At 41.7% G+C, this 23,723-nt stretch carries 14 protein-coding genes; 7 read left to right on the top strand and 7 right to left on the bottom strand.

Translation table 11 applies throughout. The features are described 5' to 3' along the window. Positions 1-181: 181 nt before the first annotated feature. On the top strand, positions 182-3,484 hold the full coding sequence (gene dpdE / locus ACM0OY_RS30650; protein ID WP_414572541.1) for a protein DpdE: 3,303 nt from the start codon (positions 182-184) through the stop codon (positions 3,482-3,484). A gap of 376 nt (positions 3,485-3,860) precedes the next feature. Beyond that, positions 3,861-4,733, top strand: a complete 873-nt coding sequence (locus tag ACM0OY_RS30645) for an Rpn family recombination-promoting nuclease/putative transposase (protein WP_414572540.1) — start codon at positions 3,861-3,863, stop codon at positions 4,731-4,733. 100 nt (positions 4,734-4,833) lie between these two features. On the opposite strand, the gene ACM0OY_RS30640 is transcribed toward ACM0OY_RS30645, so the two are convergent. From ACM0OY_RS30640 to ACM0OY_RS30625, 4 genes are all read right to left on the bottom strand, one after another. Continuing rightward, positions 4,834-8,517 carry a DUF4912 domain-containing protein gene (locus ACM0OY_RS30640; protein ID WP_414572539.1) on the bottom strand — a complete coding sequence of 1,228 codons (3,684 nt, stop codon included), beginning with the start codon at positions 8,515-8,517 and terminating at the stop codon, positions 4,834-4,836. Between the two features lie 399 nt (positions 8,518-8,916). Then, positions 8,917-10,050, bottom strand: coding sequence for a precorrin-8X methylmutase (locus tag ACM0OY_RS30635; protein ID WP_414572538.1), 1,134 nt, complete (start codon positions 10,048-10,050; stop codon positions 8,917-8,919). 3 nt (positions 10,051-10,053) lie between these two features. Beyond that, positions 10,054-10,599, bottom strand: a complete 546-nt coding sequence (locus tag ACM0OY_RS30630) for a hypothetical protein (RefSeq protein WP_414572537.1) — start codon at positions 10,597-10,599, stop codon at positions 10,054-10,056. Further along, positions 10,586-11,704, bottom strand: coding sequence for an AAA family ATPase (locus ACM0OY_RS30625; protein WP_414572536.1), 1,119 nt, complete (start codon positions 11,702-11,704; stop codon positions 10,586-10,588). The genes ACM0OY_RS30630 and ACM0OY_RS30625 overlap by 14 nt, the downstream gene beginning before the upstream one ends. Positions 11,705-11,925: 221 nt before the next feature. Between ACM0OY_RS30625 and ACM0OY_RS30620 the strand changes: the two genes are divergently transcribed. The 5 genes from ACM0OY_RS30620 to ACM0OY_RS30600 all read left to right on the top strand — a co-directional run bounded on the left by ACM0OY_RS30620 (position 11,926) and on the right by ACM0OY_RS30600 (position 19,713). After that, positions 11,926-13,959: a heavy metal translocating P-type ATPase gene (locus ACM0OY_RS30620; RefSeq protein ID WP_414572535.1), complete on the top strand. Its 2,034-nt coding sequence runs from the start codon at positions 11,926-11,928 to the stop codon at positions 13,957-13,959. A 773-nt stretch (positions 13,960-14,732) separates the two neighbouring features. After that, positions 14,733-16,589 carry a glycoside hydrolase family 2 protein gene (locus ACM0OY_RS30615; RefSeq protein ID WP_414572534.1) on the top strand — a complete coding sequence of 619 codons (1,857 nt, stop codon included), beginning with the start codon at positions 14,733-14,735 and terminating at the stop codon, positions 16,587-16,589. Continuing rightward, the gene (gene galT / locus ACM0OY_RS30610; RefSeq protein ID WP_414572533.1) at positions 16,568-17,668 is read left to right on the top strand and encodes a galactose-1-phosphate uridylyltransferase; all 1,101 of its coding nucleotides are present in this window, start codon (positions 16,568-16,570) and stop codon (positions 17,666-17,668) included. The genes ACM0OY_RS30615 and galT overlap by 22 nt, the downstream gene beginning before the upstream one ends. Positions 17,669-17,767: 99 nt before the next feature. After that, entirely contained in the window at positions 17,768-18,943 is a 1,176-nt protein-coding gene (locus ACM0OY_RS30605) for an AAA family ATPase (protein WP_414572532.1), read from the top strand. Next, positions 18,940-19,713: a DUF3226 domain-containing protein gene (locus tag ACM0OY_RS30600; RefSeq protein ID WP_414572531.1), complete on the top strand. Its 774-nt coding sequence runs from the start codon at positions 18,940-18,942 to the stop codon at positions 19,711-19,713. Before ACM0OY_RS30605 ends, ACM0OY_RS30600 begins: the two co-directional genes overlap by 4 nt. 366 nt (positions 19,714-20,079) lie before the next feature. Here ACM0OY_RS30600 and psaB read toward each other — a convergent pair whose 3' ends face one another. The 3 genes from psaB to ACM0OY_RS30585 form a co-directional block, all read right to left on the bottom strand. Next, entirely contained in the window at positions 20,080-22,308 is a 2,229-nt protein-coding gene (gene psaB, locus ACM0OY_RS30595; RefSeq protein WP_414572530.1) for a photosystem I core protein PsaB, read from the bottom strand. Positions 22,309-22,993: 685 nt separating this feature from the next. Beyond that, a complete protein-coding gene (locus tag ACM0OY_RS30590) occupies positions 22,994-23,215 on the bottom strand; it encodes a hypothetical protein (RefSeq protein WP_414572529.1) in 222 nt (73 codons plus the stop codon). A 215-nt stretch (positions 23,216-23,430) separates the two neighbouring features. Beyond that, on the bottom strand, positions 23,431-23,723 hold a 293-nt coding region (locus tag ACM0OY_RS30585), incomplete at its 5' end, for a hypothetical protein (RefSeq protein ID WP_414572528.1).

The raw sequence follows: 23,723 nt of genomic DNA, 5'->3' as shown, positions 1-23,723 counted from the left end.
GCAGTGATTGTAGGAATCATAACTAATTAACAGAACATGATATGAATGAAATTTACAGATCGCTATACTGAAAAACTGTAATAGCAGTTTATTGTCTATAATGTGGATCTGCAAAATTGCCAGATATGGCTGAATAAACTAGTCTGGAAGGTACTTTTAGTCTGTTTAGGGGACTGGATCTATGATTAAAGTTGGGTTACTAGTACAGTCCCAGAATAATTATTTGGGTATAGGAAAAGTTATCGAAATATCTGAGACTAATGCGATCGTTGAGTATTTCTGCTCTCTGGGGCAACGTCTAGAAAAAACTTTACCTTTAAGTTCCCTTTCTCAAGTCAGGCTTGAACCCCAAGCGCGATGCTATATCAAGTCTCAAGACCAAGATAAATGGATAATTGGCAGGATTTTCGTCTGGGACGAAGATACAGAAGAATATCAAGTTGATTTGCCAGATAAGAAAACTGCAATTGTTACGGAAGAAGAAATTTACGTCCGTTGTAATTTACCGAACACAGACCCCATTGAAACTTTGGCAATGAAGGGTCACGAAACGCCGTACTTCCACGACAAAAGATTGGCGTTCGTGAAATCTTTGATTCAGCAACGCGCTGTCAGTCGCGGGATGACGGGGCTAATTTCGGCAAATATTAATCTTTATCCACATCAGGTTGAAGTTGTCCGACGGGTACTGGAAGATCCAATTCAACGCTATATATTAGCAGACGAAGTGGGACTAGGAAAAACTATCGAAGCGGGTGCAATTCTGCGTCAATTTCTGTTAGATGAACCGAAAAAAGGTGCGGTGGTTATAGTTCCTCAATATTTGCTACAACAATGGCGGACTGAGTTAGAAAACAAGTTTTATATCTCTCATTTTCCCAAACGGATAGCGGTAGTAGCAGTTGAAGATATTCATAAAATTAATCTCAAAGCTAAGATCGGCTGTTTAATATTAGATGAAGCCCATAACATTGCAGCAATGGCGACCTCTAAAGATGCAGCAGTGCGCCAGCGTTTTGAGACTTGCAAACAACTGGCTCATAAAAGCGATCGCTTACTTTTATTATCCGCTAATCCTGTTGTGAATCACGAGCAAGATTTCTTAGCGATGTTGCATTTGCTCGACCCCACAACCTATAGACTACAGGATTTAGCAGGTTTTCGCGCTCAAGTTGCCAGCCGCCAACAAATTGGTAAAGTGCTGCTGGCTTTGAGAGAAGATGCAAAGCCTCTTGTCTTGAAAAACAATTTGCAGGAATTACGCAACCTGTTTCCTGAAGATCAGTCTTTACTCAAGTTAGCGGAGGATTTAGAAACTTGTTTACAAACAAATTCTCCTGAGCAAAATCAACTCGTCCAAGCAATTCGCAGCCACATCAGCGATACCTATAGATTATATCGACGAATGCTTCGTAACCGTCGCGCTGCGGTGGAAGATGTGATATTTGACCGCAATTTTACGCCCAAAGAAGAATATGATTTAGATGAGCGATCGCTTGATATTCACGAACTCATCAATCAATGGCGTAGTGTTGCTCCCAATGAAAAACAATATCAGCGAATTTTTCTATTGTTATTCCTTGCTGCTGGCACTTGGTTAGGCATTTTAGAACAAGTAGTTACAACTCGTTTAACTGGTAAACCACACGCTAAATTGATTCAGGAATTTAAAGAAGATGATATTCGGCTATTAACTATAACTGGCAAATTTTCCGGGGAAGAAGAGATTTTACAATCCATATTAAAGGTTATTCGTCAACCTGTAGAAGACGGAGAACGCAAGGAAAATTTAAGAACAGTAATACTGAATCAGCTGGGTACATACTTCAAAATTCCGCCAAACGTTCGCAGAAATCAAAAAGAATTTATTACCAGGATACAGCAGAGAATTCGTAGACCAATTGCGGGCGATATTTTTCCCAAATTTATTATATTTACCAGTTTTGCCCAAAGTTGTGCTGAAATTGTGCGCTACTTATCTGATACCTTTGGTGCAGAGACAGTAGTCAGCCATCAATTTGGAGAATCACCGGATAAAGTTGAGTCGGGTTTAAATAGATTCAAAAACAATCCCAACTGCTTTATTTTAGTATGCGATCGCTCTGGAGAAGAAGGACGTAATCTCCAGTTTGCTGACTGGTTAATTCATTTCGATCTTCCTTGGTCACCTAATCAATTAGAACAAAGAATTGGTAGACTTGACCGAATTGGCAGCAAAATTGGAGTCCAATCTTGTGTATTGATTGGGCCTTATTTAGAAGATAGCCCGCAGAATGCTTGGTATCAAGTTTTGAAAAATGGATTTGGGATTTTTCAACAATCAATTGCCAGTTTCCAGTTTTACGTAGATGAAAAACTCCCAGAATTAGAAGCAGCTTTATTTCAATCAGGTGCTGCTGGACTGGTGCAAATGATTGAGCCAATTCAAGCACAAATCCAAGCTGAAATCCTCAAGATTAGCGAATTGAATGCTTTAGATGAAATCGACGCCAATGATGAAATTGCAACCGAGTATTTTCAAGATTTAGATAATTATGATGCTCGCCATTTAGAAATGAAGCGAGCAATTGAAGGCTGGATTTGTGATGCGTTGGGTTTCAAGCCAATGACTAACCCAGATTCTTCAGAAATGAAACGTTATCAACCGATAACCCGTACTTTGGTGCCGATAAATGAGTTAAAAACCCGTTTTGCTGACAGTTATTTAGACAAATACGGTACTTATAATCGCAGGGTAGCAAACCAAAATTCTGATGTTAAACTCTTGCGAATTGGAGAAGGATTTGTAGAAGCATTGTTGAACTATATAGATTGGGATGACCGGGGTCAAGCCTTTGCTATGTGGCGCACTGATGCATCTTGGGATGCAAAAGAAGGCAAGGAATGGTTCGGTTTCCAATACAATTATATAGTCGAGACAAATTTAAAAATTGCCAGACAAGTTTTAATCGAGAACAAACTCGATAATTCTCAATTCAAAATTTTGCAGCGACGTGTAGATGCTCTATTTCCACCAATTATGGAAACTATCTATATTGATGGTCGCCAGGAGCCAATATCTGTTGTTGAAGATCGAGTTTTGTTGGATATCTTACAACGTCCATATAAAGATAAAAACAATACTCAACAACGAGATTACAATCTCGCAAAAGAGCGTTTAGAAATTATTGACGATTTTGTCAATCCTAGTAAATGGCAAAATTATTGCTATCAAGTACGTAACGCTTCTTTAGCATTACTTTCCAATCGTCCTGATTTGATAGAATTGTGCCAAAAACGTGGCTTCGTTGCCGAGAAGAAATTAGGCAATAGAGTAGAACAGTTACGCTTGTTGCTAAATCAGCAAACTTGGGATCAAGCACTAGCCCAAGAACTCAAAATAGAAACTGCTTTAAGTGCAGCTATTTTAGAGGGAATTCGCCAGCCACAAATTAAACTTGATTCTGTCGGCTTCATTATTGTATCTGGGCGATCGCTTGCGTAATTTCAGTGATATAATCTCTAGTTAAATAGCCTTAGTAACGTAACTAACCCCACCCTCTCTCAAGGATGGGGTTTTTTACAAGTTTACAAAGTGTAGTTAGTATAATCTAATACATCTTACATAAGAATTTGCACTACTGAATGTGAGTCAGTTTTTGAATTTTGAATTGTTGAATCCACGACTTTAGGCTTGCTACGCTACTACTTACAGCAGATTGCAACTTTGTGATGTACGGATAATTGTAAGGGCGAACAGCTGTTCGCCCCTACCCGTGTACTTTATTTACCTGAAAAACGCTGTAACTTCTTTTGCGTTGTTGTATAGGTTAATTTATAATTAGCCATCATCCTCAGTGAATATGCGAATGAATCTCTAGATGGCAGAATATGACAACCTGTGTAAAGCCCTCGCAGAAAAATATCCTCGTGATTTTATTCGCTGGTTATTGAATCAAGAACCACGCACAATTAAAATCTTAAAAACCGAATTGAGCATTGAACCAATTCGTGCTGATTCTGTGACGTTCTTGCAAATAGAAAATCGGATTTTACACCTAGAATTTCAAACTACAATTAAATCTCAAACACCAATTTCGCTGCGGATGCTAGATTACTACGTCCGATTGACACGTAGATATCAAGTTCCAGTCACACAAGTAGTGATTTTCTTGCAAGAAACTAGTGATGAAATCGCCTTTATCACAGAATATGTCAGCGAAGTCACAACTCATCGTTATCGAGTTATCCGAATGTGGGAGCAAGATTCGGAACTATTTATGAGTAATTTGGGGTTGTTACCATTAGCACCGTTAACACGAACCAATTCAGCCTCAAGGTTATTATCGCAAGTTGCAGAAGAAATTGCTAAAATTCCAGATATTGAGACTAGACAAAATACGGTTGCATACACAGAGATTTTAGCAGGGTTAAAGTTTGAGAAAGATTTGATTCTGCAATTATTACGGGAGGAAAATATGCAAGAATCAGTGATTTATCAATATATTTTACAGAAGGGAGAACAACGCGGCGAACAACGCGGCGAACAACGCGGTGAACAACGCGGCGAACAAAAAGAAGCACTTAAATTTTGTCTGTTTTTACTTGATGAACGCTTTGGTGAAATTGATTCGTCAATTATTGAGCGAGTGCAACTTTTAAATAAGGAACGCCTAGAAGTTTTAGGTAGAGCTATTCTCCGATTTTCATCGCTACCTGATTTAGTAACTTGGTTAAACCAGCAAGAAATTTGATTTGTCAAAAGTACTCGGCTTAAAATCCCTAAAATCTGTTTTGAAAAGTTTGAGCAGAGATTTCCTCCGCCCAAAGCTTTTCGCAAAATCCAAAATGGTATTAGCTTTCGTAAGTTTCTTGGGAGAATTTCTTATGAATAGTTTTTGGAGATTCCCCATCAGCAGCTACCGTTATGAGATAGTCCATTAAACCATCTGAAAAGGGAAGACGTAGGTGGAAAGTACCATCGGGTTTGACTTTGATGGCATTACCACCAATGGCTACGGTTGTATTTGGTTCGGTTGCTCCGTGAATAATCAACTCAGCATCTGCAACAAACCAAAAATCTCCCTGAGAACGACTAAAGACACGCACAATTGCTGAACGTGCTACGGTTAACCAACGATCGCCATCTGCAAGATAACCAATCTCAGCTATGTAGTCACGATCGCTCACGGGAATCGCCACAAAGCGATCGCTTGCTACTTCTTCGCATTCGTACTGCTGTACAAGTTGGGCAGTTTGATAACTCAGGTCAATGCCAGTCACATCATAAACCCGCACTGCTAATTGAGAACCACCTTGTTGTCGCAGTGCTTGTTTTTGAGTTGGGGAAATATACCACGAGACATAAGCCCACTTGGGAGTGCGCGGTGTTAGGACAATAGTGCTTTGTTCTTCTGTATCAGCTGTTTCGTCTACTATGGGTAAATCTTCCACGATGGGATCTGGCTCAACAGGACTGAAGACACGCACAATTGCTGAACGCCCTAAGGAAAACCAACGATCCCCTCCAGCAAGATAGCCAATCTCAGCTATGTAGTCGCGATCGCTTGCGGGAATTTCCACACTCTTGCTGAGTAATTCTTCACTTTCGTACTGCTGTACAAGTTGGGGATTTTGATAACTCAGGTCAATGCCAGTTGCATCATACAGCCGCACTAACAACTGGGAAACACCCTGTTGTCGCAGCGCTGATTTTTGGCTTTCGGAAATTTCCCAACGGACATCAGCGGATGTGTAGCTGCGGGGTGTCAGCACAATAGTAATTTCTTGTTCTGCATCAGCTGTTTGGTCCACCACGGGTAAATCTTCCACGATGGGATCTGGCTCAACAGGACTGAAGACACGCACAATTGCTGAACGCCCTAAGGAAAACCAACGATCCCCTCCAGCAAGATAGCCAATCTCAGCTATGTAGTCGCGATCGCTTGCGGGAATTTCCACACTCTTGCTGAGTAATTCTTCACTTTCGTACTGCTGTACAAGTTGGGGATTTTGATAACTCAGGTCAATGCCAGTTGCATCATACAGCCGCACTAACAACTGGGAAACACCCTGTTGTCGCAGCGCTGATTTTTGGCTTTCGGAAATTTCCCAACGGACATCAGCGGATGTGTAGCTGCGGGGTGTCAGCACAATAGTAATTTCTTGTTCTGCATCAGCTGTTTCTTCCACGATGGGATCTGGCTCAACAGCACTGAAGAAACGCACAATTGCTGAATGGGCTATGGGGAACCAGCGATCGCCTTCAGCAAGATAGCCAATTTCAGCTATGTAGTCGCGATCGCTTGCGGGAATCTCCATACTCTTGCTGAGTAATTCTTCACTTTCATACTGCTCTACAAAGTCCGGAATTTGATAACTCAGGTCAATGCCAGTCACATCATACAGCCGCACTAACAGCTGAGAAACGCCTTGTTGTCGCAGTGCTGACTTTTGGTTTTCGGAAATTTCCCAAGAGACATCAGCCAATGTATGAGTACGGGGTGTCAGGAAAATACGGCTTTCTGGTTCTGTATATACGAAACCAGTACTTGTCTCGCCTGCTACGGGTACATCATTAACCGTACCAGCCCAGGCTCCAATTCCTGCCGCAGCTGCCAAGGCCGCAGCACCACCAAAGTCTGGCGATTCATCCTCTAGTAAATCTACAGGCGGTTCGGCTGCATCTGCTACCACATTAAAGGCATCTTCTGGCAATTGTGCCAGTTCATCTGCTACCACTTCGCCGGATTCTGATAAGGGTGTATCTTCAGTTGAGGTGATACTTTCTAGCCATTCCAATTCTGCCTGGAGTTCTTCTTGGATCTCATCTTCGCTAACTTCTGTGTCCCAATACTCAAAATCGGAAGTTGCTTTTGGCACATCTGCTAATTCAGATGTTGGGATTGTTTCCTCAGATAAAGGCAGTTCTTCATCAGATGTTTCTTCTGGAAGATTACCCAGCTGAGGATATGAAGTATTGACAACAGCCGCTGGGGCTTCTATATCCCATGCAACTTCGCCGGATTCAAGAGGATTTACTTCGGTATTATTCTCTTCAAATGTATCTTTGCTTACGTCGTTTTCTTGATCTGCAAAGTTAGACCAAGTAGCCGCGCTGATTCCGGTTGCTAGAGCAGCGCCACCCATTAAAGCTGTGGCTCCCAAGTTGTTATTCTCTGATAGAGCTACGCTTGGGGTTGTGCCATTACTTGTCTGTTGTAGGGTACCATTCTCTGTGAGGTCAGATGATGTTGGACCATAAATTTGAAAAGGAGTGCGATCGGGGGTTTCGTCTTCTGGCAACTCAAGGGTACTGCTAGGATTGATTGCAGTTTCCACATCATCTGGGCTGGGTGGATTGGGATTTAGTTGTAGTGAGTTGTCTGTTTTCTCAGGCAAAGATCGCCGTCTGCCAAAAAGCCACCAAAGCAAGCCTCCACCTACAGTGGTAACCAGCAAAGGTAAAAGCAACCAAAATGGTGTTTCCCGATTGACAATGGGAGCTTTTTCTGGTTCAGCTGGAGCTACAAAGGGTTGTTCGCCAAATACAGAAGTAGTTGCATTGGGAGAAGGCGTAGCAGTCGGTGTGGTTTCTCCACTGGGGGAAACTGTGGCAGCAGGTTGTGAGACGCTGGTTGCGATCGCCTCAGCTTCAGCGACTCTGGCTTGTTCTATAGCCTGCTGTCCTGGTGGTGCAAGAGCAAAACCGAGAAAACCTGCTGCACCTAAGCTAGGATTTTTTTTGTAGACGTAAACTAATGGTTGCGAGAAGGGATATTTGGCATCGTCTGGCAAGGTTTGATGTAATTGCAGAACTCGCACACCTTCTAACTTTGATATCTGATTGGCTAGGACATAGCTGATGCCGTCTTTGCCTAGTTGTTTGACGATTTCGGCGGTGTTATCGTCAGTTACTTGGGTAGCATTGGAGCCTGTAGCAAATTTCGCAGCTTTGAAAGCTGGGTAATCACGAAAAGTATCACGAGTATCGCTGGTTTCGGGGCGATCGATGACGCGAATCTTAGCGTCAGGGCCGCCTAATTGCGACCAATTTGTAATTTGTCCCCGAAAAATGCGGGCGAATTGCCTACTAGTTAAACTTTGCTTGAAAGGATTTTCTGCACCAACCACGATCGCAATTTTTTCACGGCGCAAACGCACTTGTTCGAGTCCTAGTGCTTTTTCGGCTGGCGTTAAACCACGGCCGATTGCTGCTATGTCGATTTTGCTATCTAGCAAATCTCTCAGTGCCCGATCAGTACCATCCGCAGCAATTTCAACTTTTGTGCCTGAAAACTGTTTTTCAAAATTATCTTTGAGGCTTTGGTTGATTGCAGTTAAGCTACTTGAACCATTAATTCGCACTGTCGTTCCATTTTCCACTGTTTGTGGCAGTGGGAAAGACGGAGTTTCAGGTGCAGATTGCCCCAGTGTGGGTGCTGAAACTACCAGAGTTGCTGCCATCGGAGTCGTAGCTAAAGCAACCCATAATACCAGTTTGACTATTGAAGTATCTTTTTTTTCTTGTTGCCACATATGCCCCTTATTAAAGTAAAAAATAGAAAGCCTGCCAATCCTAAATCGCTATCTTTTTCAAGATGATGGAGGAGACGCGCTAATTATACATCTGAGTTATCTTTACTTCTAATTTCTTCAAAGTACTTGCATCGATTTATACTTCCATAAAGCTTGTGTAGCATGATAATTTATACTCTAAGTGCGAGAGTCTGTTTACTATAAATTTTTCCAATTTATATTGCAACTTATACCAAGTTAGTAGCTTGTGGTGACAATTATGAATTATTGAATTACTAAAACTGGTAAAGTGTAGCAAATTCAATATTATTTAACAATCCGGTTTTCTTTTTGAACTTATTTGCTTAGGCAGGGAGTAGGGAGTAGGGAATCAGGTTTTGGAGTTGAGGGCGACTTTTTTCAGGCAATCAAATCGGAATTCTGTATACCTTTGAGATAACAATGGCAATCTGGTTTATCAATTAGTGATTCCACCAAAGCATTCAGGGCAGTTGCAGCTAAAGCGCCACCTCCCAAAGTTCCTTCAACTGTAATAAAAGGTATTTGTTGTTGCATCAGTTGTCGCTTAGCGGCGGGAGCGTGGCTAAAGCCGATGGGCATTGCAATTACGAGTGCAGGCTGAATTTTTTGATTAGCAATGGCCACCGAAACTTCTAGCAGCACCGAGGGAGCATAACCAACTACCAGCACGCAACCTTGATTTACTTGTTGCAATTTTTGTCGCCATTCTTGCTGCTGCCAAAAGGCAAGTTCCGCCTCTGTGGCGGTAGTAATATGAGGATTATCAATCAGAGTTTCAATGCGACATCCCAAATGAAATAATCGAGTTTGATCCAAAGCAGCAGCAACAGTTTGGGTATCGACAACAATTTGACAGCCAGAAGATAAAGCTTTTCGACTAGCTGCGATCGCATCTCGACTCAATTTGACAAAAGATACCAAACTTACATCACCACAAGCCAAAACCAACTGAGAAATTAAGTGTTGTTCAATTTCCGAACGGTGAGATAAATCGGGTAATAAACGTTGCAGCGATTCCGAAAAAGCCTCGGAGTGCGTATGAATTTCGGCATCCAAACCACTCCACAATTTTTCCAGTCCTCCCAATCCCGCTTGGGTTTCCACATCGAGTAACTTGAGTTGTGCGAGGACTTCCGCCTGCATAATTTGACAATGGCGATCGCGTCCTAATAATCCTTCTAATGCTGATGCAGTTTGCCGTAGTTGGGAGATTTGTTGCATCACCGCGCGATATTGCTGTTGCAGTTGCGCCATCAGGTTTTGATTTGTGTCCGCTTCTGGTTCCACTTCCAAAATGTGGCGGATATGATTTAGCTGAAACCCTTGCTGCTTGAGTGCGACAATCCGTTGCAATCGTAGAACATCTTTTTGGGTGTAGAGACGATAATTGCTAGGCGATCGTACTGGTTGCGGTAACAATCCTAGTTGATGATAATGCCGCACCATCCGCGGAGTCAAACCACTACCCACTGCATCTGTGAGTTCTTTAATAGTTAAGCAACCAGCATTCATAATTTATTCCAAAAACGGCAAAATTCTTTGTAATTCTCCACAAGCCGCCTGAAGAGATGGCGGTGCATTTTCATCTAAGCCTTGGTAACATTGATTTAGCAAGTTTTCTACATACGGCTTGCAAGCTGACTCATTGGTGAATTTTGAATATTCTGTTTCTTCGTCAACAGTTTCACCTTGTAAATAGTGTATCCAAGTTTCAATATTTCTTTTGGGGATAAATATAGCGATCGCTTCTTGAGGCTGACGAATCTGTTGTGAATCTTCTCTCAATGCATCATCTAATTGCTTCAGCCTTTCCTCAACCGTTTTTTTATCCGCATCAATCAACACTACTAGGATTCCAGAAAGATAGTTTTTACTGCGGTATGCTTTTACCTCTGCGGGATAACGTTTTCTGACAAACTGCTCTCCTGCACCTTTTGGACAAATTGTAATTCGGAGATTTTTATCTAAAATAAAACCTCGTTTTTTGAGAAAATGTCGAGCAAAAACTTCTTGTTGTTTATCCTCACACAGAATTACAATTTGTACTCTACGCTGGCTCATATAGCCATCCTCGCGCAATCAGTTCTGAAATGGGTAATCCAGTATTTTCAGCAACTTCATTACTAATTTTTTTCACCCGCACAGGAGCATTGCTCTGACGCTCAAACCAATAACCTATAGGTGATGCTAAAAGATAATTAATTAATTCAGGATGATGAGAAATTAATAAAGCCTGGATTTTTTGCTCGCTACAAAAGTCATAAAGCTGAACTAGCCAAGGCTGAATTTCCGGTAGCGCTAAAAAATTTTCTGGTTCATCTATACACAACGTGTAATCTTCAGACTGAGTGCAATAAACAAGGGTGTACAGAGCAATTAGCACTTTTTGTCCATCAGATAATTCATTAAAGTAATAATCAATAATATTTTTAGGATTTACAACAGATGCAAATCGTAATTTTAAAGTTGTATAGCCTACGCCGAACTGAGCAAATTTGAAACTAACAAAACCGTCTAAAACATCTTTTAAAACATTTATTAGCTCAGCTACCTTGCCTTGATCGTGTGAAATATAACGATACCAAGAAACAAAATTTTCCATTTTATGACTCAGTTGTACTTCTTCTTTCTCACTACCATTAATTATCAGACTAGGAATAATTTGTACAATAATAAATCGCTCCATTCGTTGTTTAAACCAGTTTAGTTTTGTCATCTCATTATTTGCTAGCAATAAAGGTAATATGGACTGAGACCAATTAAAAGGATATTTCGGTCCTACAGAATTATTGTCAGAAAAAATTTGAACTTCGCCTCTCTCGAACTTCAATAAAGGTTGGTTATCAAACCACAAACGTTCATATTGCACATGGCGATCTTCTAGATTGTGTTCAATAGCAAGTTCATATTTATAATTGCCATCATTTCCGTCAATTTCTATTTCAAAACGCTGAATTGGTAAAGTTTGCCAGCGAGTGCAGTCAAAAATTGGGAAAAGTCCTTCTACCTTAGCGACGCCACTTACAAAAAGTTGAATTCTCCGTAAAACTTCAAAAACAGTTGATTTACCTGTTCCATTACCACCAAGAAACAGGTTAATCGAGTCAAAATTCATCTCGAAATTTACCAAGCCGCGAAAGTTATCAATATATATTCGCTTGAGCATAAATTTTTGCCTCCTAGTGCAATTTTAAACTAACAGTTAAATCGTCCCATTTACCCACATCCCACTCTTGAAAAACCCTCCAGAAACACAGATAAACATTTAATTTTGCGTACCTTTGCACTTCCCTCAGCGCTCCTCTGCGTTTCAAAATCATTATAAAGCTTGACATTAACATTGATGTCAAGCTTTAGCCTGAGAAAGCCCCTCTCAATTCACCTCTCATGCTTTACCCCCAACGTTTCACCCAATTCACCAGAGAACACGCAGATATCTTAGCAGCCCTAGTTTGTGGGTTGTTGTTATTTCTGGGATGGTTCGCCCTACATCTCGGCGCTTTGGAATTAGCGCTGCTGTTGCTACCTGCTGCTTACGTCATTGGTGGTTACGAAAGTGCGCGGGAGGGACTAACTACCCTTTTCAAAGAAAAAGAACTCGATGTAGATTTGTTGATGATTGTTGCCGCCATTGGTGCTGCTAGTTTGGGCTTATGGCGAAGAGAATATCATTTAATTATTGATGGGGCAATTTTGATTCTCATCTTTGCCATCAGTGGCGCACTCGAAGGCTATGCCATGCAGCGAACTGAGCAGAGTATTCAGAGTTTGATGAGTTTGACACCAGATACAGCCAGGGTTTTGCTTCAGGGAAGGGAAGAGGAAGTTTCTATCAGTCAGCTAAAAGTTGGTGATGAAATTGTCGTCAAACCTGGAGAGTTAATTCCTACAGACGGAATTATCGTGTCTGGTTACAGCACCATTAATCAAGCCGCAATTACAGGCGAGTCTTTACCTGTAGAGAAAACAGTCGGTGCAGAAGTGTTTGCCGGTACACTCAACGGTTATGGTGCATTGCAGATTAAAGTCCACAAACCAGCCCAAAGTAGTTTGATTCAGCGGGTGATTCGTTTGGTAGAACAAGCAAAGACAGAAGCTCCCCCTTCCCAAGAATTTATCGATCGCTTTGAAAAAGGATATGCCAAAGTCATTGTAGTAGCTGGGATATTACTGGCAACTTTACCGCCCTTCCTCTGGGGTTGGGATTGGGAAACTACCATTTATCGCGCCCTCACTTTCTTAGTGGTAGCTTCTCCCTGCGCGTTGATGGCTGCAATTATGCCCACTCTGCTTTCAGGAATTGCCAACGGTGCAAGACAAGGAATTTTATTTAAGAATGGCGCACAGTTAGAGAAGATAGGTAAAGTTCGGGCGATCGCATTTGATAAAACTGGTACTCTCACAACAGGACAAGTGCAGGTATTCCAAGTCATTCCCCTTAGTAAATACACACAACTAGACGTATTAAAAGCCGCTGCTAGTGTCGAATCATCTTCCGAACATCCCATCGGTAAGGCAATTGTACAAGCCGCTGCTGATTTAAACTGGGTTGGTGCAATTCAAGTGCAAGCCATACCCGGCCAGGGAATTGTGGGAATTTTCAAAGAACAACAGGTGATTGTTGGGAATGCCAATTTTGTGCAGCAATATGTAACAAATTTACCTGAAGAATTGGGACAAATGGCTCAATGTTTGGAACAAGAAGGTAAAACTGTCGTTTGGGTAGCAGCTCAAGAGGATACGGGGACGTGGGGACACGGGGACGCGGGGAAAGAGGATACGGGGGCACTCAGACGCGAGGAGGAAGGGAAACTATTACCAACACTCTCCCCATCACCGCGTCTCCCTGTCTTTGTGTCTTATCAAGTGATGGGTATCATTGCCATTGCAGATGAGGTGAGAGTGCAAGCAGCGGCGACTATTAGCCGGTTAAAAAAATTGGGAGTTGAACAAATTGTCATGTTAACTGGGGATAATCAGGAAACTGCCAATAGTGTGGCCAAAACGGTAGGAATTGACCGAGTGTATGCTCAACTTTTGCCAGAAGATAAGCTGAATGTAATTCGTCGTTTACAGCAAAAGTATCAAACTGTGGCAATGGTGGGTGATGGCATCAATGATGCACCAGCTTTAGCGCAAGCATCTGTAGGTATAGCAATGGGAGGCGCGGGTAGTGATGTAGCATTGGAAACCGCAGATATAGTTTTGATGGCAGACAGGTTAGAAAAGATTGCTGTGGCAATACATTTAGGCAGGCGATCGCAACTCATAGTCAAACAGAATATAGTCGTAGCGTTGGGTTTTATTGTCTTGCTTTTAGTGGGCAACTTTCTGGGAAATATTAACTTACCCATCGGCGTTATTGGCCATGAAGGTTCCACAGTTTTAGTTACGCTCAGTGGTCTAAGATTGCTGAAGTAGGAAAGTAGAAGGACACACCCTACATTCCGTAACTAAGCAAAAAGATTAATGGATTTTTGATTCATGACACCATTAATCGTAGAGGCACAACATCTTGTGCCCCTACCCGTATACTTCATTTACCTGAAATACGCTGTAGCTACTAAGTAATTATACTTGGAAGTCAACGCTCCTCCCCTACACCCTATACCTTTATACCCCTGAACTCAGCTTTAAGGATTCAACTTTTCTTCGTAACATGCGGCTAATAGCCACTGGCAACTCAACCAATGACTTTACAACTACGTTTGTAGGGAAAAATGGCATACATCTAGCAATATTTAACGAATGCTGAGGTTATCTTCTTATATAACCTGATTTTACTGATTTTTCTCTTCTTTGCTAATGCTGATTAACTAAATAAATAATTTTCCAAAAAACTGCTTAAACAATTTATATAAATAAAATTCTCATGACAAGTACTTTATCCTGTGGCAGATTTATGATAGTTATTAGCGACCTAAATTTAATGCTTTTTTTTTAGATAACCTGGCAAAGATTGGTAAGGTATATGCCATAATGTCACGAGCTAGGCGTATATAAACTTCTTGTTATACTTCAACACCTAAGTGCGGAAGGTATCAGTTTGGCTACACAAAAATACAATACTACTAGCTCAATCCGATTGTTCATCGATCGGATAAAAACTCTTGCTTTATCTGGGAATCCAATATTTGGATCTGGATTTAATCTATAGCAGGGGTTGATTGAGTTATGGATAGGGAGGAAATTTGATGAAATTGTTAGATTTGGAGAATCCTGAGGTTAAATTAGCCTCTAAAACTGATAGTAATTTTGTGGACTTAACAGCAACACATCCGCGACCATTGTTAAAGCGCTCACACTGGCAAACTTTAAATGGGCTGTGGAAATTCGCATTTGATGACGAAGGAAAATGTGTCGAACCAGGCAATATTAACCAATGGTCTCATCATATAGAAGTTCCCTTTGCGCCCGAATCTACCAAAAGTGGGATTGGCGATCGCGGTTTTCATCCAAACTGCTGGTACGAGCGAGAATTTGAAACACCACCAGGGGACGGTAGATTACTGTTACATTTTGGCGCTGTGGACTATCGCGCTCGTGTCTGGGTAAACGATAAATACATAGCCGAGCATGAAGGCGGACACACATCTTTCACCCTCGATATTACCCATGCCTTAAATGACAGTGGGACAACAAAGGTAACAGTTTGGGCGCAAGACGACCCCCAAGACCTGGCCAAACCTCGTGGTAAACAGGATTGGCAGTTGCAACCGCATAGTATTTGGTATCCTCGCACGAGTGGTATTTGGCAAACAGTCTGGTTAGAACGTGTAGGTGAAACTTATATCGGTAACCTTCGTTGGCTTCCCGACTGCGAACGGTGGGAAATTGGGTTTGAAGCTGGGCTGGCTGGGAGTTTACCTAGTTATGGCGTACAAATTAAAGTAAAACTCACTACTGGCGATCGCGTGTTAGCAAGCGATACTTATGAAGTATTCAATGGTGAAATTACCCGTCGCATCGTTCTGGGCGATCCGGGTATTGACGATTGCCGTAATGAATTACTGTGGAGTCCAGAAAAGCCGACGCTGATAGATGCCCAAATTCAGCTATGGGATAAAGATCGTCTTTTAGATGAAGTCCAATCTTATACAGCAATGCGGACTGTGAGCATTCAACGCGATCGCTTTATGCTCAACGGTCGTCCCTACTATCTACGCCTAGTTCTCGACCAAGGTTATTGGCCTGATACATTAATGACTCCACCCAATGACGAAGCATTACGACGTGATGTAGAACTCGTCAAAGCTATGGGTTTTAACGGAGTCCGCAAACACCAAAAAATTGAAGACTCCCGCTTTTTATATTGGGCAGACGTTTTAGGGTTGTTAGTATGGGAGGAGATGCCTAGCGCTTACCGCTTCACGCCGAAAGCCGTGGAACGCATGACGCGTGAGTGGACGGAAATCATCAAGCGAGATGTCAGCCATCCTTGTATTGTGGCATGGGTGCCGTTTAATGAATCCTGGGGAGTGCCAAATTTAGTGGAGACGGCGGCTCATCGTAACTACGTATTGGCAATGTATCATCTCACCAAGACTCTCGATCCGACTCGCCCAGTAATTGGTAACGATGGTTGGGAAAGTACGGATACCGACATCCTCGCTATTCACGACTATGAACGCCACCCTGAACGATTAGCCCATCGCTACAGACCGGATATTCAGATATCGGATCTATTTGAGCGTAGCCGTCCTGGGGGACGCATTCTCACCCTGGATAACTATCCCCATCAAGGACAACCAGTGATGTTGACCGAGTTTGGTGGTATCGCTTATGCACCTCTCGATCAACCTAATGCCGATGGAGCTTGGGGATATGAAAACTGCTCGAATATTTCTGAATTAGAAATGAAATACGCTGCTTTGCTCCAAACAGTTAATGACATTGAGCTATTTAGCGGATTCTGTTACACACAATTGACAGATACCTTCCAAGAAGCTAACGGTTTATTGTACGGCGATCGCACGCCAAAATTTCCCATTGAGGCAATCCGCGCTGCAACCCTCTCAGGACAAGGTTTATGTACTCCCACAAGCTGTTAAAGCCCGACGGACGCAAACTCAAGTTATACAGTCGCTACCCAATTACTAGCCAGTTAGCAGCCACTAGCCCTAGTAATGAGCCAGTGCAAGCTAATCCCCACCTGCGCTGGCATCCCCTAAGGGGTGAATGGGTAGCTTATGCCAGTCACCGTCAAGGGCGGACATTCATGCCGCCCCCAGAATATAATCCCCTCGCGCCTACCAGCAACCCTGAGTTTCCCACGGAACTACCCCAAGGTAAGTATGACGTGGCAGTGTTCGATAACCGCTTTCCCTCAATGATTCCCACAGCCAACAATCCACCTGATACCATCGTGGAAACATTACCAGCGAATGGAGCCTGTGAGGTAGTGGTTTTTACCCAAGATGCCCGCGCTTCCCTAAGTTCCTTAGAGCTGGATCACCTTGATTTACTGTTGGAAGTGTGGGGCGATCGCACCCGCGAACTAGGAGCCAATCCCCAAATTCAGTACGTCCTGCCCTTTGAAAATAAAGGTGTAGAAGTAGGTGTAACATTGCACCATCCCCACGGGCAAATTTATGCTTATCCTTTTATACCGCCTGTTCCAGCGCGAATGCTGTCAATGCAGGAGGAGTATTATGAAAAACATCAGCGTGGTTTACTGCAAGACTTAATTCAGAAGGAGATTGCAGACAATCAACGGATTATTTATCAAGATGAGTATGCGATCGCCTTTGTCCCAGTATGCGCTCGTTACCCCTATGAAGTTTGGCTTGCAACAAAAGAGCCAGTTAGCACTTTTACGGATCTGACCCCACAACAACGATGGGGACTTGCCAAAGCATTAAAAACTGTCACTCTCAAATATGACGGCTTGTGGAATCGCCCATTTCCTTACTTGATGGCTTGGTTTGGTGCGCCTACGGACGGTTTAACCCATCCAGAAGCGCATTTACATGCCCAGTTTTACCCACCGTATCGGACAAGCGAAAGGCTGAAATATCTGGCGGGAACCGAACTCGCAGCGGGGATGTTTGCCAATGATGCTTTACCAGAGGAGAAAGCGAAAGAGTTACAGGCTGTGGCTGTAGATATTGAAATGCTGATTTCCGCATAAAGGAAAGATATGCAAGTAGAACAAGGCGCATCTGTCATAAGATGCGCTTATTGTTCATAAAAATAATCTATGATATAAGGCTTGAGATAAAATAGTCTTATGAGCAATTTAGAAAGTATTACAATTCATCAATTTAGAGGACTTCGAGATTTAGAACTAAAGGATCTCGGACGTATTAACCTGCTTGTTGGTATTAATAACTCAGGTAAAACCAGTGTTTTGGAAGCATTATCTATTTACTGTCATCCATTAGATATTAGATCATGGCTGAGTACAGCACGTCAAAGAGAGCAGGATATTAGAGCGCGCACTCCGCTTATTGATGCACTAAGATGGTTATTTACAAATCATACTTCGTTTGCTGTAGAACCTTATAAACCAATTATTCTTATTTCTAGCACTGGTTTATTTCCTGTCAAGAAGTTGATAGCAAATTATGAAGAAATGGAGGGAATACGTTTATCTGAAGGAAACAATACAAGAAATATTAGTGGTACAAATGATGAAGAAATTGGTAACGATAATGAGCAAGAAATTGAAACTGAAGACAGCCCAGGAGTTCGGAAGGGAATTGATTTAAAAATAGAGATATTGAAAGATGATCATCTGTTAACTTTACTTGGTGAATCACCTACTTTTGTTGAATATTTTTCACTATGGGAGGATGAACCTTTATATAGACTATCAGGAACCAGAGAGCCTAGTTTGAATACTGCCACAGTTACACCATCATCTCATCGTTCAGCAATTGGTCAATTTCGATTACTTTCAGAAGCTAGGTTTCAAAATTTTAAATCTGATGTTGTAAAATTATTACAACAGATGGATACAAATATTTCCGATATCGAAATTTTATTATCTCCAGAATCTACTAGTTCTCAATTTAATATTTATATTCAACATGAAAAACTAGGACTTGCACCGGTTAGCACTTTTGGTGATGGTATTCGTCGTTTATTGCATATAGCTCTGAAACTTGCCAGCGTAAAAGGTGGTATTCTTTTGATTGATGAATTAGAATCAACAATTCATACGGAAGCCTTACAAAGTTCTTTTCAGTGGCTGGTTAAATGGTGTACAGAAATGGATGTTCAATTATTTGCAACTACCCATAGTCTTGAAGCTGTTGATGCTTTATTAGAAGTAACCGAATCTGATTCAGATTTAGTGCTTTATCGGTTAGAACCAAAGGAAGAAAAAACAAGAGTAATCAGACATGATGGACATAGATTAAGACGGTTAAGAGAAGAATTAGGTCAGGAGGTGCGTTGGTGAGTCGGGAATATGTTTTAATTGGTGTTGAGGGAAATCATGATCAAGCTTTTATATCTAAAATTTTATGTAAATTATTGGGCTTTTCTAAATTTGACGGTAATGTATCTGAATTAAATGGAATTTGGCGCAAGTTCATTCCTGTATATCCTCCAAAAACAGGAAAATTATATTTAAGATTAGATATGCCAACAATATTATATAATGACCGAATATCCTTGGCTATATATGCAGGTGAAGGAAGTAATTTAATTACTAATTTGAAAGATAAATTATCTGATATTGATTGTTCTAGTCTTTTTGCTTTTGCGATTGTAGCTGATGCTGATAAAGATAGACCGGATCAAGTTGCAGAAGAATATTATCAAGGCTTTAAAGAATATTTTCCTGATTTTCCCACCACAGTTAGTCAAAGTGGTAATGTAATAGCAGGATCACCAAGATTGGGAATTTACATATTACCAGATAATTCTCAACAAGGTGTGTTAGATACTTTGATTTGTGATTGTGGAGATTTGGTTTATCCTGAATATATGCAAAGAGCAAGAGAGTATATAAATAAATTTTCTGAAGAAGAAAGAAATAAAAAGCCTTTAAAGTGGAAACCGTTTGATCAAGAAAAGGCTATAATTGCCACAGTTGTAAGTGTTTTGAAACCAGGTAAGACTAATCAAACAAGTATTAGTGATAATCATTGGATTGGTGCTGAAACATCGGAAATTCCAGTAATTCAAAACTTAACTACATTTTTCAGGGATTTGTTAAATTTATAACCTATATTCCGCAGATATTAAAGCAGGAGTAATCCAGTGCATTAGACGTAGGTTGGTTGAAGCGGAGCGCAACCCAACATATATCAGAATGTTGGCTTTGGCAAAGCCTCCACCCAACCTACAATTTTATTGCAACATTTTAGCCTTGCCACGCCAGTAGGGTGCGTTAGCAAAGCGTAACACACCTTATTGTTTAGATTTTTTCAAAAATAAAATCGAATTGCTATAGATGTAGCAAGCTGCTGCTGAGTGTTTGCAATATCGAGTGCTTTCAATTGCTTTCAGCATACAAAAATCCCCCTTTAACCTAACGCTAACGGTATAGAGGGGGAGATAGCTAAGGTCAGAGGATATCTATCAAAAACTTCAACCGAATTTACCAGCGGTTGAAGCTATGAGGAATGCTGCATAAGTAAGGACATAGCCAACTGTGAAGTGAGCTAGACCTACTAACCAACCTTGGACAATGGACAAAGCAACGGGTTTATCTTTCCAATGAACTAAGTTAGCCAGCGGAGTACGTTCGTGTGCCCAGACTAGAGTTTCAATTAACTCTTGCCAGTAGCCACGCCAGCTAATGAGGAACATGAAACCAGTTGCCCAAACCAGGTGTCCAAAGAGGAACATCCAAGCCCAGACAGATAAATTACTCGTGCCGTAGGGATTGTAACCGTTAATTAACTGAGCGGAGTTAGCCCAGAGGTAATCACGGAACCAACCCATAAGGTATGTAGAGTTCTCATTGAATTGAGCGACGTTACCTTGCCAAACACCTAGATGCTTCCAGTGCCAGTAAAAAGTTACCCAGCCAAGGAGATTCAACATCCAGAACATCGCAAGATAAAAAGACTGTTCCCAAGAGGAAGTTTGGCAAGTACCACCTCGACCAGGGCCATCACAGGGGAAAGTGAAACCGAAGTCCTTTTTATCAGGCATCAATTTGGTACCGCGGGCATCTAAAGCACCCTTGACACAAATCAACGTGGTGGTGTGCAGACCTAAAGCGATCGCGTGGTGAACCAGGAAATCACCAGGGCCAATGGTCAGGAACAAGGAGTTAGTACCGGCGTTAATTGCATCTACCCAATTTGGTAACCACACGTTACCGTAGTTGGGCCAAGCTGTATAGGCAATGCTATCTGGGTTAGATAATAAAGTATCCATGCCATACAGCAATTTCCCGTGAGCAGATTGGATGAATTGAGCAAACACTGGCTCAATCAAAATTTGCTTTTCAGGAGTGCCAAAGGCAACCACAACATCATTGTGGACGTACAATCCCAGGGTATGGAAGCCCAAGAATAGCGACACCCAACTTAGGTGAGAGATAATCGCTTCTTTGTGCTTGAGTACCCGGTCAAGAACGTTACCTTTGTTTTGCTCTGGGTCGTAGTCTCGTATCCAGAAAATACCGGCATGGGCGAAGGCACCAATCATCAAAAACCCAGCGATGTACTGGTGATGAGTGTACAGTGCTGCCTGCGTTGTGTAGTCCTTAGCCATGAAGGCATAAGGAGGCAGTGAGTACATGTGCTGTGCGACTAATGAGGTAACAGTTCCCAGTGCTGCCAAGTGTATGGATAACTGGAAGTGCAAAGAATTGTTATAGGTGTCGTACAGCCCTTGGTGGGGTAAGTTGAACTGGCCTTCAGTTTGGATGCCAAAGAAATTTCTGGAATTGAGCATTTCTTTGATGCTGTGACCAATCCCGAAGTTCGTGCGGTACATGTGACCGGCAACGATAAAGATAACTGCGATCGCCAAATGGTGATGAGCCATATCAGTCAGCCATAGCGATTCAGTCTGGGGATGAAAACCACCCAAAAAAGTCAGAATTGCCGTTCCTGCGCCTTGTGATGTGCCAAACAGATGCCCTGGCGTATCAGCATTCTGGGCGTATACACCCCAGTCACCCCTCCAGAAAGGTGCTAAACCTGCTGGGTGTGGCAAGGTAGTTAGAAAATTATTCCAACCAACATGAACGCCGCGAGATTCGGGGATAGCAACGTGAACAAGGTGTCCTGTCCAAGCCAGAGAACTAACACCAAACAAACCTGCTAGGTGGTGATTCAAACGAGGTTCAGCACTCTTGAACCAAGCCAAGCTGGGACGGTACTTGGGCTGCAAGTGTAGCCAACCAGCAAACAAGAACAATGCTGCTAACAATAGGAGGAACACTGAACCCTGGAAGAGGTCATTGTTCGTCCGCATTCCGATGGTATACCACCAGTGGTAAATACCAGAGTAAGTAATGTTAACAGGATAGTCAGCGCCACCTTGAGTAAAAGCTTCTACTGCGGGTTTACCAAAGTGGGGGTCCCAAATCGCATGAGCGATGGGGCGGATATGCAGCGGATCTTTAATCCACTGTTCAAAGTTACCTTGCCACGCTACGTGGAACAATAGACTAGATGCCCACAGAAAAATGATTGCTACGTGACCGAAATGAGTAGCGAAAATCTTTTGGTAAAGATTTTCTTCGGTCATGCCATCATGGCTTTCAAAATCATTTCCCGTAGCGATTGCGTACCAGATTCGACGCGTAGTCGGGTCTTGTGCGAGATCCTGGTTAAATTTAGGATACTTTGTGGCCATGCAATTTAATTACATCTCCATAAAACGCTAATCCAAGTTACTAGTTATAGTCAGCCAGTAACTTTTTGCAATTGAATCAGCACCCTCTCAGCCTTAAATTCAAGGTCAATCTAATAGCAAAAGCTGATGAATATTTAGGGAAAAACATGTTTACAGCAGAATTCAAAAGGAGGCAGTCCGTTGGTAGCTTCTCTAACTTGTGCTTCTTTGGGTAACCCATAGGATAACAACTGCCGTTGAGAATTGGTGAGTTCAAAGAAAAGTTCGAGCGCTGGTTTTTGGCGGTGGAAACTTTGGTGAGTAAAACAACCTTTGTACCTCGCTACCAGACGAATATTTGTGTAATTTACTTCCCTTGTAATCTACTGTAATTCTTGCACTTACATTTTTAGGGGTATGATGCAATTCATTTCTATTACAGTAATAAACTAATTAATTAGTACTACTTCCATCTAACTAACGGAGGATATTTATGTTAAATGAACTTGTAGTCTTAAAGACACTGATAAACACGCAGAAATTCCCACAATCTCTATGAAAATGAGCTTAAAATTTTGTAAATATATGGCACAGTAAAGATTATTTAGCAAAAAAACAAAAAATTAAGTTCAAATTCATGTAGAGCTTAGCAAGCTGTGATTATAAAAATTTGTATTTAGTTCTGGAACTAAAGTAGGTCAATTACTCAGGGGTTAATAATTCCGTAGTAAATGGCCACAAAAAATAAGAAAGTAGCCAAGATAACCAGGGTAAATCCATAGCGAACTAGTGGATTGGGTAAATCCCGATTAGTGATTACATTATTCCTTTGTACCTGAGTTATAGGCTCAGATTTCCCCGTTCCTTGAACATTGAGATTCTCAGGTTTATTCTCTGTTTTTGTATTTTGAGTCTCTTGAGATTTCATCGGCTTTTTCCATTTTTTGTAGCTCGTGTGCTTTCATAGTTTCAAACATTGCCTGACGGCTACATCATTCTTAAGAACTACTTGGCTCAATGTGCGGTTTGCCTAGAGTAGTTAGTCTATGTGAAGTTAATCTGTAATTGCAAATACACAATGAAGAAAGGGAAAGGGGGAAAGGGGAAAGGGGAAAGGAAACCCCATACTTAAAAGCAGGGGTTTCAAATATAGACACTAATTTGTATCGCACTACGTGTCTTAAAAATCTTCTTTTTTTTGTTCCTGATTTGTATCGCACTACGTGTCTTAAAAATCTTCTTTTTTTTGTTCTCTATATTTAAAAACACTTGCTCTATACCTTGTGGGGAAAAGTTCTTTATTTGTGCCCTTTCTCCCTTTTCCCCTTGTTGGTAACACAAGGCTGTTTGCCATTGAGTCAAGGCGGAAGCTTTTACAGGCAAGGCGGAAGCTCTTGCAGGCTGCGCGATATACTTAAACGTCAAGGCGGAAGCTC

The organism is Nostoc sp. CCY 9925 (assembly GCF_963920935.1).
GTDB lineage: Bacteria > Cyanobacteriota > Cyanobacteriia > Cyanobacteriales > Nostocaceae > Nostoc.
Note: the sequence above shows the minus strand (reverse complement) of the source record. Positions and strands in the feature narration are given on the sequence as shown.

What these genes read in the sequence shown, in the direction of transcription:
- ACM0OY_RS30590 (WP_414572529.1), bottom strand. Translation starts at nt 23,215, where the DNA reads ATGAAATCTCAAGAGACTCAAAATACAAAAACAGAGAATAAACCTGAG.
- galT (WP_414572533.1), top strand. Translation starts at nt 16,568, where the DNA reads ATGTACTCCCACAAGCTGTTAAAGCCCGACGGACGCAAACTCAAGTTA.
- ACM0OY_RS30620 (WP_414572535.1), top strand. Translation starts at nt 11,926, where the DNA reads ATGCTTTACCCCCAACGTTTCACCCAATTCACCAGAGAACACGCAGAT.
- ACM0OY_RS30615 (WP_414572534.1), top strand. Translation starts at nt 14,733, where the DNA reads ATGAAATTGTTAGATTTGGAGAATCCTGAGGTTAAATTAGCCTCTAAA.
- ACM0OY_RS30625 (WP_414572536.1), bottom strand. Translation starts at nt 11,704, where the DNA reads ATGCTCAAGCGAATATATATTGATAACTTTCGCGGCTTGGTAAATTTC.
- psaB (WP_414572530.1), bottom strand. Translation starts at nt 22,308, where the DNA reads ATGGCCACAAAGTATCCTAAATTTAACCAGGATCTCGCACAAGACCCG.
- ACM0OY_RS30645 (WP_414572540.1), top strand. Translation starts at nt 3,861, where the DNA reads ATGGCAGAATATGACAACCTGTGTAAAGCCCTCGCAGAAAAATATCCT.
- ACM0OY_RS30640 (WP_414572539.1), bottom strand. Translation starts at nt 8,517, where the DNA reads ATGTGGCAACAAGAAAAAAAAGATACTTCAATAGTCAAACTGGTATTA.
- ACM0OY_RS30605 (WP_414572532.1), top strand. Translation starts at nt 17,768, where the DNA reads ATGAGCAATTTAGAAAGTATTACAATTCATCAATTTAGAGGACTTCGA.
- dpdE (WP_414572541.1), top strand. Translation starts at nt 182, where the DNA reads ATGATTAAAGTTGGGTTACTAGTACAGTCCCAGAATAATTATTTGGGT.
- ACM0OY_RS30630 (WP_414572537.1), bottom strand. Translation starts at nt 10,599, where the DNA reads ATGAGCCAGCGTAGAGTACAAATTGTAATTCTGTGTGAGGATAAACAA.
- ACM0OY_RS30635 (WP_414572538.1), bottom strand. Translation starts at nt 10,050, where the DNA reads ATGAATGCTGGTTGCTTAACTATTAAAGAACTCACAGATGCAGTGGGT.